Origin of the sequence: Sphingobacterium lactis (assembly GCF_011046555.1) — a bacterium.
GTDB lineage: Bacteria > Bacteroidota > Bacteroidia > Sphingobacteriales > Sphingobacteriaceae > Sphingobacterium > Sphingobacterium lactis.
In genome coordinates, this window is the sequence record NZ_CP049246.1 from 318,554 (window position 1) to 332,429 (window position 13,876).

The 13,876-nt window shown below is 47.3% G+C and carries 13 protein-coding genes; 10 read left to right on the forward strand and 3 right to left on the reverse strand.

Translation table 11 applies throughout. From position 1 onward, the window contains the following. The first annotated feature begins 2 nt into the window (after positions 1–2). Together G6N79_RS01410 and G6N79_RS01415 are read left to right on the forward strand one after the other, a co-directional pair. The gene (locus tag G6N79_RS01410; protein WP_103904827.1) at positions 3–1,169 is read left to right on the forward strand and encodes an FAD-dependent monooxygenase; all 1,167 of its coding nucleotides are present in this window, start codon (positions 3–5) and stop codon (positions 1,167–1,169) included. 1 nt (position 1,170) lies between these two features. Further along, a complete protein-coding gene (locus G6N79_RS01415; protein WP_103904828.1) occupies positions 1,171–2,109 on the forward strand; it encodes an NAD(P)-dependent oxidoreductase in 939 nt (312 codons plus the stop codon). Here the strand turns inward: G6N79_RS01415 and G6N79_RS01420 are convergent. Then, the gene (locus G6N79_RS01420; RefSeq protein ID WP_103904829.1) at positions 2,077–2,949 is read right to left on the reverse strand and encodes a UbiA prenyltransferase family protein; all 873 of its coding nucleotides are present in this window, start codon (positions 2,947–2,949) and stop codon (positions 2,077–2,079) included. The two genes, G6N79_RS01415 and G6N79_RS01420, sit on opposite strands and share 33 nt — an antisense overlap. A gap of 179 nt (positions 2,950–3,128) precedes the next feature. Here G6N79_RS01420 and acs point away from each other — a divergent pair, with 179 nt between their 5' ends. Then, a complete protein-coding gene (acs, locus tag G6N79_RS01425) occupies positions 3,129–5,042 on the forward strand; it encodes an acetate--CoA ligase (RefSeq protein ID WP_103904830.1) in 1,914 nt (637 codons plus the stop codon). Positions 5,043–5,273: 231 nt separating this feature from the next. On the opposite strand, the gene G6N79_RS01430 is transcribed toward acs, so the two are convergent. After that, positions 5,274–6,698, reverse strand: a complete 1,425-nt coding sequence (locus G6N79_RS01430; RefSeq protein ID WP_160003596.1) for a M28 family metallopeptidase — start codon at positions 6,696–6,698, stop codon at positions 5,274–5,276. Between the two features lie 308 nt (positions 6,699–7,006). Here G6N79_RS01430 and G6N79_RS01435 point away from each other — a divergent pair, with 308 nt between their 5' ends. From G6N79_RS01435 to mnhG, 7 genes are read left to right on the forward strand one after another with little or no spacing between them, the layout of a single operon-like run. Then, complete coding sequence (locus G6N79_RS01435; protein WP_103904832.1) at positions 7,007–9,316, forward strand: putative monovalent cation/H+ antiporter subunit A; 2,310 nt, start codon at positions 7,007–7,009, stop codon at positions 9,314–9,316. Between the two features lies 1 nt (position 9,317). Then, positions 9,318–9,731: a Na+/H+ antiporter subunit B gene (locus G6N79_RS01440; RefSeq protein WP_103904833.1), complete on the forward strand. Its 414-nt coding sequence runs from the start codon at positions 9,318–9,320 to the stop codon at positions 9,729–9,731. Between the two features lie 3 nt (positions 9,732–9,734). Beyond that, positions 9,735–10,091, forward strand: coding sequence for a Na+/H+ antiporter subunit C (locus G6N79_RS01445; RefSeq protein ID WP_103904834.1), 357 nt, complete (start codon positions 9,735–9,737; stop codon positions 10,089–10,091). Continuing rightward, positions 10,088–11,605 (forward strand): proton-conducting transporter transmembrane domain-containing protein, encoded by a 1,518-nt coding sequence (locus tag G6N79_RS01450; protein WP_103904835.1) that lies wholly within the window; start codon positions 10,088–10,090, stop codon positions 11,603–11,605. Before G6N79_RS01445 ends, G6N79_RS01450 begins: the two co-directional genes overlap by 4 nt. Beyond that, entirely contained in the window at positions 11,602–12,078 is a 477-nt protein-coding gene (locus tag G6N79_RS01455; RefSeq protein WP_103904836.1) for a Na+/H+ antiporter subunit E, read from the forward strand. Before G6N79_RS01450 ends, G6N79_RS01455 begins: the two co-directional genes overlap by 4 nt. Continuing rightward, positions 12,075–12,347: a monovalent cation/H+ antiporter complex subunit F gene (locus tag G6N79_RS01460; RefSeq protein WP_103904837.1), complete on the forward strand. Its 273-nt coding sequence runs from the start codon at positions 12,075–12,077 to the stop codon at positions 12,345–12,347. The genes G6N79_RS01455 and G6N79_RS01460 overlap by 4 nt, the downstream gene beginning before the upstream one ends. Beyond that, positions 12,340–12,756, forward strand: a complete 417-nt coding sequence (gene mnhG / locus G6N79_RS01465) for a monovalent cation/H(+) antiporter subunit G (RefSeq protein WP_103904838.1) — start codon at positions 12,340–12,342, stop codon at positions 12,754–12,756. Before G6N79_RS01460 ends, mnhG begins: the two co-directional genes overlap by 8 nt. On the opposite strand, the gene G6N79_RS01470 is transcribed toward mnhG, so the two are convergent. Next, a complete protein-coding gene (locus tag G6N79_RS01470; protein WP_103904839.1) occupies positions 12,753–13,850 on the reverse strand; it encodes a lactonase family protein in 1,098 nt (365 codons plus the stop codon). The two genes, mnhG and G6N79_RS01470, sit on opposite strands and share 4 nt — an antisense overlap. Positions 13,851–13,876 lie beyond the last annotated feature (26 nt).

Consider the following 13,876-nt stretch of genomic DNA (forward strand, 5'->3'; position numbering starts at 1 on the left):
CGATGCGGAATCAGACAGAATTTACGATCATAGGTGGTGGGGTTGCCGGATTGACCGCAGCGATTGCTCTCCAGAACCTCGGTCGTGAATACCAACTGTTTGAACAGGCCGAAGAACTGAAAGGGATAGGTGCCGGATTTGGCCTTGCTGCCAATGCCATGCATGCCCTCGACCTATTGGGGCTGCGTGATGAAGTGGAACAGTATGGCTATTACCTGGATTCCTTTGCCATTCTGGATCAAAAGGGAAACGTCCTTGCCGATCCCAACACCAAAGATATTTCAGCAAAATATAAACAGTGGAATTTCGCCATACACCGGGCGGATCTCCACCTCTACCTCCTGTCCAAGATCAACCAGGAACACCTTTTCTTGGGAAAACGCGCGCTTACGCTAGAGCAGGATCATGACGGCGTAACCATCCATTTCCAGGACGGCACGCAACAGCGCAGCAAATACCTGATCATTGCAGATGGCGTAAAATCCCCTTTGCGGCAGTTTCTCGTACCGAGTGCGACACCGCGCTATGCAGGTTATTCTTGTTGGCGGGCGACCATCGACAACAGCCAGATCAAATTGAAAAAAGGCACCGAAACTTGGGGCAAATCAGGGCGCTTCGGTATGACACCCCTGATCAACGACCGTATATACTGGTATGCCTGCATTAACGGACCACAGCAGAACCCCACTTTTAAGCAATATACAATAGCTGACCTTTCCCGTATTTTCCGGGATTACCACGATCCGATTCCGGCGTTACTGGATAACACCCGGAATGAAGACCTGATCTGGAGCGATATCATCGATCTAAAACCCTTGGATCACCTGGCTTACGGCAGGGTATTGATCATCGGTGATGCCGGTCATGCCTGCACACCAAACATGGGACAGGGCGCCTGTCAGGCGATTGAGGATGTTGCCGTCCTGGTGGACGAGCTTCAGCAGCCCAAAGCCGTGATGGATGCTTTTGCAGCATTCGAAAGAAGACGGAAATCCCGGGTGAAGTACATTACGGACACCTCAAAATTCATTGGTGAGGTGGCCCAATGGGAAAATCCTGCCCTTATTTCCCTGCGCAACCTGATCATGAAAGTCACGCCCGACCGCATCAACCAACGTGCGCTGGACCGGCTCTTCAAACAAGATTTTATGACCCTTAACAAAAACTAACATGAATATATTGATCGTAGATGACCTGCACGAGATCCTTTTGGAAAAGTTGCGGAAGGCCAATATTCCTTTCAACTACCAACCCGACATTACACGGGAGGAAGCGGAAAAGCTGATTCCAGAATATCAGGGTCTGTTGATCCGCTCGAAGTTCCAGGTCGATCAAGCCTTCATGGATCTGGCGCCCAACTTGGAGCTCATCGGCCGTGCCGGCGCCGGTATGGACAATATTGATGATGCCTACGCGGCCAGCAAGGGCATCACCTTACTATCCGCAAACGAAGGAAACTGCGATGCCGTTGGCGAACACATGATCGGGATGTTGCTGAACTTAATGAACAACCTGAACCGTGGCAACTGGGAAGTGCGAAACGGGCAATGGCGCCGTGAGGAAAACCGTGGCTATGAGTTGAAAGGTCGCACGGTCGCCCTGATCGGTTATGGCCACAATGGCAAAGCTATGGCCAAGAAACTGTCCGGATTTGACGTGAATATCATTGCTTACGATAAATATAAAACAGGATTTTCCGACCAATACGTCCGTGAGGTCTCCATGGAGGAGGTCGTCCGCCAGGCAGACGTACTGAGCTTCCATATCCCCCTGACCCGCGAGACCAAGGGCATGGTGGATGAGGAATACCTCTTTCATTTCCGCAAACCGATTTTCTTCCTGATGGGTGCCCGCGGGGGAATCGTACAGGTGCCAGCCGTACTCAAAGCATTGGACAGCGGCAAGATATTAGGAGCCGCTTTTGATGTGCTTCCGGTGGAAAAATTCCCTACGCTCCAAGAGCAGGCTTGGTTTGCCGATCTGATCAATAGAGAAAATGTTTTGCTGAGCCCGCATGTGGCAGGATGGACTTATGAAAGTTATTATAAGCTGTCGGATTTCCTAGTGGAAAAGATCTTACATTACGTAGCTGAAAAACAACACCAATAGCCATTGGAGGATTAGCGCAAAGTCCAAGAGATATACATGGTGGTAGTGCTTCTGTTTGGCAAAGATCACGTACTGGAACAACACAAGGATTAGCGCAGTCGTCAATACCATCCCGTATTTAACAATGAGCGCATAGGGAGACCCAATGATCAGCAACAGATGCAGCACGCCAATTCCAAAGGACAACTTGATGGCGTTCTCCTTACCCAGGAGCGTCGGCACAGTCTTCAGGTTATATAGACGATCCTGATCATAATCCCGGATATCAAAAGGGAGGGTACAGAGCACCAAAAAAACAATCTTCACGATGCCCAGGTAATTGGCCATGTACCAGTCGATGGCTGTTCCATTGGCAAACAGTTCGATAACCGGCAACCCGACACTACTCAGGGACCATACCATCGCAATATAGAATACCTTAAGTCCTGGTACTTGGCGCATGCTCGACCATTGCCCCCTGATCCGTACCAGCGGCACCGAATAGGCAAGGCTGACCCCACCTACCATTCCCAAGAAGAAGAAGGTCATGAGATGGATATGCAATAGGGCATAAAAAGTCCCGATGGCGGCAAGTATACTCAATGTCCAGAACAACCACATGTTACGGCCTATCCATCTAGTCCGCTGAAAGGGCGACTTCTGCGGTTCCCTAGGCATGGAAAGGTATAGGCTCAAGTTATAAAGCAACAGGGTGGTTGTCCCCTCAATCACTAAAATATAAGGGTCAACCGGCAAATTGAGGATCATATAGGTCAGTGCGCATTGCGCCACAGCAGCTAAGGCGATCAGCAGATTGCTATGCACCATAAAGTAATAGATCCTTTTAACTGCTTCTGTCATGTCAAACTAACAACTGCCCCCAATTTTTGTTATAGCTGCACAAAAATTAGAATTTCAAACGAAAAAAAATTAAATTAGCTATACAGGCCGCGATATTTTCCGCTCTTAATAATTAATTGACCGAATCTAATAATATCCTGCCATAAAGTAAATGTAGACCTATAATTTTTTTAAAAAAGATGAACTTTCAGATTAAATCTTTTGAGGAGTATCAAGAAGCTTACAAGAAGAGTGTTGAAGAACCCGAAGCGTTTTGGGGCGAGATTGCCGATCATTTCTTCTGGAAAAGAAAGTGGACCAATGTACTGAATTGGAATTTTAAAGAACCGGACATCAAATGGTTCGAAGGCGGGAAACTGAACATCACCGAAAACTGTTTGGACCGTCATATATATAAACTAGGCGATCAACCTGCCATCATTTGGGAACCGAATGATCCCAACGAAGCCCACCGCGTACTGACCTATAAGCAATTGCTGCAAAAAGTGGAGCAATTTGCCACGGTATTGAAGAACAACAACATCCGCAAGGGCGACCGCGTATGTATCTACCTACCGATGGTTCCGGAGTTGGTGATTGCCGTATTGGCATGTGCCCGTATCGGTGCCATCCATAATGTGGTTTTCGGGGGCTTCTCCGCGCGATCAATCGCTGACCGCATCATGGATGCGGAATGTAAATTGGTCATTACCGCAGACGGCGGTTTCCGTGGTCAGAAGGTGCTGGAATTGAAATCCATTGTCGACGATGCCCTAATGCAGTGCGATTCTGTCGAGAAGGTGATCGTCCTTACCCGTACGCGCACACCGATCTCCATGATCAAGGGCCGCGATGTATGGTGGGAAGATGAAATCAAGAAAGTGGAAACCATGGGCAACCCGCCATGTCCTGCCGAGGAAATGGATGCGGAAGATACCCTATTCATCCTGTATACATCTGGTTCAACAGGGAAACCGAAGGGTGTGGTACACACAACCGCAGGTTATATGGTCTATACAGGCTATACATTTGCCAATACGTTCCAATACCAACCGGGAGAGGTGTATTTTTGTACGGCAGATATCGGTTGGATCACCGGTCACAGTTACATCATTTATGGGCCGTTATCACAGGGGGCAACATCCTTGATGTTCGAAGGTATCCCGACCTATCCGGATGCCAGTCGCTTCTGGGACATCGTTGAAAAATATAAAGTAAACACACTCTATACGGCACCTACCGCCATCCGTTCGTTGATGGCCTTTGGTGATGAATTCATCGAGGGTAAGGATCTTTCCTCCCTACGTGTATTGGGTACGGTTGGTGAGCCGATCAATGAGGAGGCTTGGAACTGGTACCACGATAAAGTCGGCGGCGGAAAATGTCCGATTGTGGATACGTGGTGGCAAACGGAGAATGGCGGTCACCTGATTACGCCGATCGCTGGTATTACACCGGAAATTCCGGGATATGCGATGTTGCCATTGCCAGGCGTTCAACCGGCATTGATGGATGAGAACGGCGAGGAAATCCAAGGGAACGATGTTTCCGGAAATCTCTGCATAAAATTCCCATGGCCGGGCATGCTGCGCACCACATGGGGCGACCATGAACGCTGTCGTCAGACCTATTTCTCCACGTATGAGAACATGTACTTCACCGGCGACGGCTGCTACCGTAGCCCGGAGGGATATTACCGCATCACAGGCCGTGTGGATGACGTATTGAACGTATCCGGCCACCGTATCGGTACAGCCGAGGTGGAGAATGCCATCAATATGCACGCAGACGTTGTAGAATCGGCAATCGTAGGCTACCCGCATCCAGTAAAAGGACAGGGAATTTATGCCTATGTCATCGCCAACCACCATATCGACGCCGAAAAGACACGCCAGGATATCCTGCAGACCGTGACTCGAATCATTGGCGCCATTGCAAAACCGGATATTATCCAGTTTGTCGATGACCTGCCCAAAACCCGATCCGGTAAGATCATGCGCCGTATCCTCCGCAAAATCGCGGAAGGCGAACTCGAATCACTCGGCGACACCTCAACCCTACAAGACCCAACGGTGGTGGAAGCCATCATTGAAGGATCAAAACAAATGAAGTAACGCAAAAAATAAGCTCGGCATGCCGAGCTTATTTTTTGCGTTGATTTGAGATGTGAAATGGAGATTTGAGATATGAGATATGAGATATGAGATAGAAAGGGGGATATTGGTGTGATACCTAAAATCTCCGCTAGTTCTTAACTATTCACTTAATCTTATGTCTCAATTCTTACATATAATCTTCACGCTATCCCTCCCACTGTCTCAAATCTCACATCTCACATCTCATATCTACAAGTTGTATGTAAATGATATATAGAATCCTCTTGGAATAACCTTCGGCCCATCGTTGTAGATGGACTGGAAGCCACGGGTTCCTTGCAGGCGGACATCATAGCGCAAATAGTTTATTCCCACACCATAGTTTGCGCCCCATTCCTGTTTTCTAAGGGAGTCTTTGAAATCCAGTTTTTGGTCTCCAATTTTTGCTTTCAGGTAATGGGTGTAGTAAGCACCGGCGAAGACATAGAAATTTGTACCAAATTGTAGGTTTAAGGGAACCATGATGCCTTCTCTGGAGAAAGTCTGCTGTGCGGACTGGCTGCTGTTGTAGTTGTAGAGCCCTTCAAGACTCAATGAAAATTGCCGATGGAAACGATATTGGAGCCGAACACCACCGCTGGCAGCAGCATCTTCCTTGGCATCAAAGAATTCCTCTTTATACGAGTGGCTGCTGCTTCCGAGGCCGAAGGTGAGTCCATAGGTGAACCGCTGGTAGTTCCGTCCACCCTTACCGCGCTTTACATCCATGCTGCTGATCGCCAGAATTTCCGGTTGGCTGGCAAGGTCATCCACTAGATCTGCTGTGTACTGGGCGACCTTTTCCATTCCTGGATAATCTAGCAGATCGGCTTTGTCAGCTGGTTTGTGATAAGGTGATTTACTACCTGTATACACGTGGATGGCAGGAATTCCCTTTTTGCCGAAAGGATCGGTATCCGTTCGCATTTCAATCAAACTGGACACATTCTTTACCTGCAATTCACGAGCATGCTTGTGGGCAAGCTCCTTTCCATTGGCCAATGTGCCGATGCCCTTCAGTCCGAGTCCACCATTTTTTGACAGCATACCCACCATATCAAAGCTGAACATTGCCTTGATCTGAATGAGGGTATCAGTGGCCAAATGGTCCACAAAATATTTGGATCCGTTCAGGCCGGATTCTTCGGCATCAAAGGCAATGAAGATCAAGCTGCGCTTCGGTCGATTTTCTGGCTTTCCATAATAACTGGCTAATTCCAGCAAAGTGGCAACGCCAGATGCATTATCGTCAGCACCTGGATAATAATCCTTACTGTCCCTGGTTCTACCCAAATGATCGTAATGTGCGCCAAGAACAATATACTCTTGTTTGAGTGCAGGATCACTGCCCTCCACCAAGCCTACGACATTGGTCGCCATAAGCCAAGCCAGATCGATCTTCAGTTCAAACTCCTGCTTGTAACTCGGGAAGAAAGGTTGTAGACCAGCGCTTTGAAAATGATCGAGAATATAGGCGGTCGCTTTATCTTTTCCTGCGGTACCCAAGGCACGGCCTTCCAATTCTTCGGAAGCTAAATAATGTACGTGCTTCGACAGTTTGTCAGATGAAAAGGTTTGTCCAAATGTTAGTTGAACAAGAAAAATCAGCAAAAAGAAAATATAGAATTTTTTCATATTAAATAATTGGTTAGCATCCATCGAAGATAATAGAATAGTCGGAAAAAATTAAGAACAAGAAAACTTATTTAACATCCTATTAACTTTCAACTACAGTGATTTCCATATCAACCCCAATTGAACACGACCTTTCTTCCTCGAATTCAGGAATTATAGTGATTTCCAAAACTGAGCTGGACGCCTTAAAAACCATAAAAAATGGATGAAAAGCCGGCATATTCCAAGTTTTAATATGAATTTAACACGGAAAAATACCTATTTTTTACTATTTTTAACGCAATCCCAAAATCTTTAAGAGAGAGCCCATGCTATTTACCATACTTCTAGGACTGATTTCTTCCCTATTGCTGATACCTTTTGGCAAAAAGTTAAAATCATCTTGGAGTATTTTATTGCCTTTGGTGCCGACAATTCTATTTGCCATTTACCTGGGCTATATCCCAAAAATCGCCAATGGAATAACTTTATCGCAAGCCATTAATTGGGTTCCGTCCTTGGGTGTCAACTTTAACCTGAAGTTAGACGGACTTTCCCTACTGTTCTGTTTATTGATTACGGGCATCGGCACGGGTATCTTCTTTTATGCCCGAACATACCTAAAGGGACACCCCTATTTCGACCGATTCTTTGGCTACCTCTATTTGTTTATGTCAGCCATGTTGGGTGTGGTCCTATCGGATAATATCTTCCTGCTGTTCATTTTTTGGGAGCTGACGAGTATCAGTTCATTCTTCCTTATCGGTTTCAACAACGATCAGGAGGCCTCCCGCAAAAGCGCGATGACAGCACTGACCATTACCGGGATGGGTGGTTTCTTTCTGTTGGCCGGCTTGGTGCTGGTGGGCAATGTGGCGGGAACCTATCAGATTTCGGAACTCATTCAATACAAAGACCAGATACAGGCACATCCGCAATACCCTTTGATCTTGGGGCTTATCTTTATGGGTGCATTTACCAAATCGGCGCAGTTTCCATTCCATTTCTGGTTACCGGGCGCGATGAAGGCACCGACCCCCGTGTCGGCATACCTCCACTCGGCCACCATGGTAAAAGCAGGGATCTATCTTTTGGCACGTTTCTTCCCAATTTTGGGAGGCACCGAACTGTGGAGCTATACCCTGATGGGCTTCGGCGGATTTACCATGCTCTTTGCAGCGGTACATTCCCTCTTCCGAACGGACCTCAAATCCATCCTTGCCTATACGACAATTTCGGCACTCGGTATCCTGGTATTCCTATTGGGCATCGGCACCAAGGAAGCGATTGTTGCCGCCTCGGTGTTTATATTGGTCCATGCCCTTTATAAGGCTACCCTGTTCCTGGTGACGGGAATTATTGACCACGAAACGGGCACCCGTGATATCTGCAAACTGGGCGGATTGCGGAAAGTATTGCCCCCTGTAGCATTAGCTGCATTTTTAGCCGCGCTGAGTAGTGCCGGAGTGCCCCTCACCTTCGGCTTTATCGGAAAGGACCTCATCTACGAAGCTACCCTCCATTCACCTGAAGGCTGGATGCTGATCCTGACAGGATTAGCCGTTGTGACGAACATCTGCCTTTCCGCCGGCGGTTTTATGGCCGGTCTGAAGCCTTTCTTCGGTAAATTACCGGAAGCCTACAGCAAGGTCCACCTGCCGTACAAATCCATGTGGATTCCACCATTGATCCTAGCAGTTCTGGGCGTTGTTTTTGGCTGTATGCCGGGATGGGTGGGCAACATGCTGAACTACCAAGCGGCTAACAGCATATTTGGCACCGATACGGAAATGCACTTGGCGATATGGCATGGTTTCAACACCGTCCTCTTGCTGAGCGCTATCACCATAGTCAGTGGATTTATCCTCTACTTCAGTAATAAACCGAGCGCAGCCAAAGTTAATTTTATCCAGAAATTTGAGTCCATCTCCGCGCAGCGCATACTGACGGGATATGGAAATGATATCCTGAAATTTTCGGAACGCTTTACGAACTTCTTCCACAACGGATACCTGCGCTCCTACCACATGAAGATCATTCTCTTTGCAGAAGGATTACTGATCTACAAATTGTGGCAGAGTGGACCCATACAGATTGATTTCGACAACCTGACACCGCTCACCATCTATGAGGTTGCCGTGGTGGTTATTCTCTTAGGGGCATTGCTGATCGTCGTATCGACACCTTCCCGCTTAACTTCGGTGGTGGCGATGAGTGTTATCGGGTATTGTATCTGTTTGATGTATGTGTTCTACAGTGCACCGGATTTGGCGATGACGCAGTTTACCATCGATACATTAAGTACGGTCTTGTTCGTTTTGGTGCTTTACAAACTACCAAGCTTCCTGAACCTAGCTTCCAAGAAGCAGATGTACCGCGACAGTGTGGTAGCTTTAGGTTTTGGTGCCATCCTGGCGATTATCGCCCTGAAAGTACTTTACGAACCGATTCAAACACAGACCAGCGATTTCTACGGAGAAAATGCCTATATATTGGCAAAGGGAAAAAATGTGGTCAACTTGATCCTAGCGGATTTCCGTGGTATTGACACCATGTTTGAAACCGTGGTTCTTGGCATCGCCGCATTAGGGGTGTACAGTTTATTAAAATTAAGGTTAAAATCATCAGAAAAGGAATAGGATGCGCAGTATAATTTTACAGACAGCAACGCGGTATCTATTACCGATCTTATTATTGTTCTCCTTCTTTCTGTTATTGAGAGGACATTACTCCCCTGGAGGGGGATTTGTGGGCGGCTTGGTTGCATCCATTGCATTCGTTTTGCACAGTTTCGCCAATGGTACCGAAGCCACCATGAAAATATTGAAGCGAAAACCATTATCCCTCATCCCAATCGGGTTGGGGATATCGGCGGTCAGTGTGGTCCTTCCGACGTTCTTCGGTCTGCCACCCATGACCGGATTATGGTGGGAAGAGAAAATCCCCGTGATCGGCATGATCGGATCGGCGCTGTTCTTTGACCTGGGCGTTTACCTGGTCGTTATTGGCGTGGTATTAACCATATTGTTCACCATTTCCCTAACGAAAGATTAATCCATGGAGTTACTGTTAGTATTGGTCTTAGGCCTCTTGTACGCTGCTGGGGTATTCCTGATCCTTCGCCGGAGCATGGTGAAATTGCTCTTGGGGATCATGTTGCTCGGGAATGGAACGAACATCCTGATTTTCCTATTGGGATCCATTACCAAGGGAAAACCACCTGTCATCGATCCGGACCATAATGTTTTCCAGGATATCTACGCTGATCCGATCCCGCAGGCACTGATCCTGACGGCCATCGTGATCAGCTTTGCCTTGACAGCCTTCGCGATCGTATTACTGAAACGTGTCTACGCATTAGTGGACACCGATGATTTAGATGACTTAAACACGCCGGAAGAAGAAGATATATGATCGATAACCATATTTTAGCCCCAGTATTTATCCATCTCTTTACGGCGATCATCCAATTGGTTGCCTGGCGGAAGACGGTTTCTCAACGCTTTCTTAGCGTTGGCGGGACATTCATTGGCTTGCTGATCGCTATCCGACTGTTTGCGAAGGTCTATACCGAAGGCTCACTGCACCTGAATGCATCCAACTGGGAAGCGCCTTTTGGCATCGTCTTCGTGGCCGATCTGCTCAGTACCACCATGGTGCTCTTGACATCGATCGCCGGATTTGCAGTATCCATCTTTTCCTCCGTTGGCTTGAGCAGACAGCGAATGCTGTATGGCTATTTCCCGATTTTCCACTTCTTGTTGATGGGGCTCAATGGTGCCTTCCTGACCGGCGATATATTCAACCTATACGTCTGGTTTGAGGTTATCATTATCTCCTCCTTTGTGTTGATGACCCTAGGTGGTCGTAAGGCGCAGTTGGAGGGCGCCGTAAAGTACATGGCGATGAACATCCTGGCTTCGACATTTTTCCTTACGGGCATCGGGATTCTATATGGCATTACGGGATCCTTGAACATGGTCGATCTGGCCCTGAAAATCCGTGACTTCGACAACAAAGCGCTGGTGGGTGTGACATCCATCTTCTTTATCCTAGGATTCGGTATTAAATCGGCCGTATTCCCGCTCTATTATTGGCTGCCATCCTCCTACCATACTCCGCCATCAGCGGTGGCCGCAACGTTTGGAGGTTTGCTCACCAAGGTCGGCATTTACGCCATCCTGCGGGTTTTCAGCTTGATCTTTATTCCGGACGACTTTACCAGAACATTATTTATGGTCATTGCCGTGCTCACCATCCTGACGGGAGCATTCGGCGCGCTGATCAAAACAAATATCCGCAGGTTATTTTCCTACCTGATCGTCTGCCACATCGGCTTTATGTTGGGTGGTATCGCTATGTTTACCAAACTCGCCCTGATGGGAACCGTATTCTACCTGATCCATGACATCATGGTCAAGACCAATATGTTCCTGATTGCTGGCTATATCCGCCTGGTCCGGGGAACCATGGACATGAAGCGTTTGGGTGGCCTCTATAAGGAATATCCCCTGATCTCCCTGATTATAGCGTTGATCCTGTTCTCCTTGGTAGGTATCCCACCATTATCTGGATTCTGGCCTAAGATCTACCTATTCCAGGAAGCCTTTGTCGATAAACAGTATTTCTTCGTTGCAGCGCTGATCATCGGGAGTTTGGTGACCATGTACGTCATCGCCAAGATGTGGTCAGAAGTGTTCTGGAAGGATAGCCCAGCGGACGAAGTGGTGGAAGACAACTTCAAGGATTTGCCCCTGTTCAAAAAGCTTCTGCTGATTATTCCGATTCTTATCTTGGGATCAGTAACTTTATATATTGGGTTGAATGCAGAAAACATCATCACTGTAGTCGACAGGATAACGAACGAATTGTTGGACACAAGCTCATACATCCGTACGGTGTTGGGTGATAAAGTATTTGAGCAATGATCAAGTTTTTCCTAATGAACCTCTTGCTATCCTTTATCTGGGTAGCGCTGACCGGATCCATGTACTATTCGAACTTCATTTTCGGCTACCTCTTGGGTTTTGGCGTGCTATGGGTTATGAACAGGGATGAAACCGACCAACGGTACTTCTATCGTGTTCCGAAGATCATCAGTTTCTTTTTCTTTTTCCTGTTCGAGATGATCAAGGCCAACATTCAGGTGGCCTACGATGTGATCACCCCGAAATACTTTTTTAAACCGGGCATTATACGGTACCCGATCAATGCGCAGACGGATTTTGAAATCAATATCCTCTCCACATTTATCTCCCTGACACCCGGTACACTGATCATTGATATCAGTGACGATAGAAAAGCGATTTATATACATGTGATGTACCTGAAGGATGAGGAACAGTTCATCCGTTCCCTAAAGACAGGTGTTGAGCGTAAATTATTGGAGATATTACGATGAGTTTAGAGACCTATTTTGATTATGTCATCCTGCCGATCCTGACCATTTCGGTATTGTTGGTCTTTATCCGATTGTTTAAGGGGCCAACAGTTGTGGACCGGGTGATTGCCCTGGATCTGATCATTACGATTGGTATCGGTATTATCACGGTCTACAGTATCCGTCAGGAACAGGAAGTCCTGTTGGATGTGGCGATCATCCTTGCGCTGATTGCATTCTTGGGGACCATTGCCTTTTCATATTACATAGAGAAACAGAAAGATGATTGATATTATATTGGCCATATTCAGCACCATCGGTGCCTTATCCATTCTATTCGCAGCAATTGGCGTCCTGCGGATGCCTGATTTCTACCTTCGCCTCTCCGTGACCGTAAAGGCGGCAACCTTAGGGGTGGGTTTGTTACTCACCTGTGCAGCCATTATGTTCCCAGAGGATGTTTCGGTAACCACCAAATCCATCGCCATTATCTTCTTCTTGCTTCTTACGGCTCCTATTGCCGCCCACATGATTGCCAAGGCCGCGTATTTTACAGGTACTCCGCTCTGGAAAGGAACGGTGGTAGACCGATTACAGGGCATGTACAACAAGGAAACCCACTGCTTGGAGAGCGACCCTAAAAAAGCAGATCGTGCCGCCGAAGATAATATCGCCGACACGGACGATGCCACGGACTAAAACAGAATACACACCGGTTTAGACGCCTTGATTCGCTTACCTGAATCGGTCAGCAATCCTTTCTTAGCATCCCGAGCGAAGACAACAATCTCGTCTGTCAGTTGATTGCCCACCAGGATAAAGCGCTCATCCGGGCTAAAATTAAAGTTTCGCGGTCCTTTTCCCATCACCGATATCACCTGTTTTTGCGTTAATTTACCCTTGCGGTTCACGGCAAAGGTCGCTATGGTATTGGCATCCACACGATCCGTTGCATATAGGAATTTACCATCTTGGGATAACTTGATATCTGCCGCCCCGTTCTTTCCAGCAAACCCCGGAGCGTTCATGCTAATGGTTTGCACCAAAGACCACGTGTCCTTCTTTTTTTCAAATACATGGATATCCGCCGTCAATTCGGAAAGGGAATACAACAGCTTGCCATTTGGATGGAAGGCGAGATGTCTTGGGCCTGATCCCGCCGGCACCGTAATTTCCCCCTTCTCCTGAAAAGTATAGCCTCGATCACCCTGCACAACGGCCAACATATAGATCTTATCAGCACCAAGATCCGAAACATAGAGCAGGCTATCCTTACCAAAGAATGCCGAATGGATATGGGATGCTTCCTGTCTATTCTTATTGACACTGGAACCTTGATATAACTTAGTATCTGTTTTCTCCCTCAAACTACCATCAGCGGCCAATGCATACAGATCCAGCGCACCACCGAGGTAATTGGATACAACGGCATATTTGCCTCCTTGATCCATTACGACATGGCAGGGAGCCGAACCTCCCGTTGGGAGGGCATTGATAAGGCTGAGTTGCTTATCCCCTATCCGAAAGGCGGAAAGAGTCTGGCTTCCATCGGTCATTTCATTGGTCGCCAAGAGCAGAACACCACGTTTGGCAATGAAGGACGGATTAGAGCTCTTTGTTTCCCCGATAAGTTGGGCATCTCCTGTCTTCGGGTCAAAGGCAAACTCATAGATTCCCTGACTGCCATTCGGTGAAGTATAGGTCCCTACATAGAGTGGAATTGTCGGGTTTTGAGCGACGGAAACACTGACAGCAAAAGCCAGAATAAATGCGCCTAGATTTCGTTTTATCATCTGTTAAATATGGTTAAAGTGTGATA

Excerpts from the sequence above, each read along its gene's own strand:
- G6N79_RS01410 (WP_103904827.1), top strand. The coding sequence starts at position 3 with ATGCGGAATCAGACAGAATTTACGATCATAGGTGGTGGGGTTGCCGGA.
- G6N79_RS01415 (WP_103904828.1), top strand. The coding sequence starts at position 1,171 with ATGAATATATTGATCGTAGATGACCTGCACGAGATCCTTTTGGAAAAG.
- G6N79_RS01420 (WP_103904829.1), bottom strand. The coding sequence starts at position 2,949 with ATGACAGAAGCAGTTAAAAGGATCTATTACTTTATGGTGCATAGCAAT.
- acs (WP_103904830.1), top strand. The coding sequence starts at position 3,129 with ATGAACTTTCAGATTAAATCTTTTGAGGAGTATCAAGAAGCTTACAAG.
- G6N79_RS01430 (WP_160003596.1), bottom strand. The coding sequence starts at position 6,698 with ATGAAAAAATTCTATATTTTCTTTTTGCTGATTTTTCTTGTTCAACTA.
- G6N79_RS01435 (WP_103904832.1), top strand. The coding sequence starts at position 7,007 with ATGCTATTTACCATACTTCTAGGACTGATTTCTTCCCTATTGCTGATA.
- G6N79_RS01440 (WP_103904833.1), top strand. The coding sequence starts at position 9,318 with ATGCGCAGTATAATTTTACAGACAGCAACGCGGTATCTATTACCGATC.
- G6N79_RS01445 (WP_103904834.1), top strand. The coding sequence starts at position 9,735 with ATGGAGTTACTGTTAGTATTGGTCTTAGGCCTCTTGTACGCTGCTGGG.
- G6N79_RS01450 (WP_103904835.1), top strand. The coding sequence starts at position 10,088 with ATGATCGATAACCATATTTTAGCCCCAGTATTTATCCATCTCTTTACG.
- G6N79_RS01455 (WP_103904836.1), top strand. The coding sequence starts at position 11,602 with ATGATCAAGTTTTTCCTAATGAACCTCTTGCTATCCTTTATCTGGGTA.
- G6N79_RS01460 (WP_103904837.1), top strand. The coding sequence starts at position 12,075 with ATGAGTTTAGAGACCTATTTTGATTATGTCATCCTGCCGATCCTGACC.
- mnhG (WP_103904838.1), top strand. The coding sequence starts at position 12,340 with ATGATTGATATTATATTGGCCATATTCAGCACCATCGGTGCCTTATCC.
- G6N79_RS01470 (WP_103904839.1), bottom strand. The coding sequence starts at position 13,850 with ATGATAAAACGAAATCTAGGCGCATTTATTCTGGCTTTTGCTGTCAGT.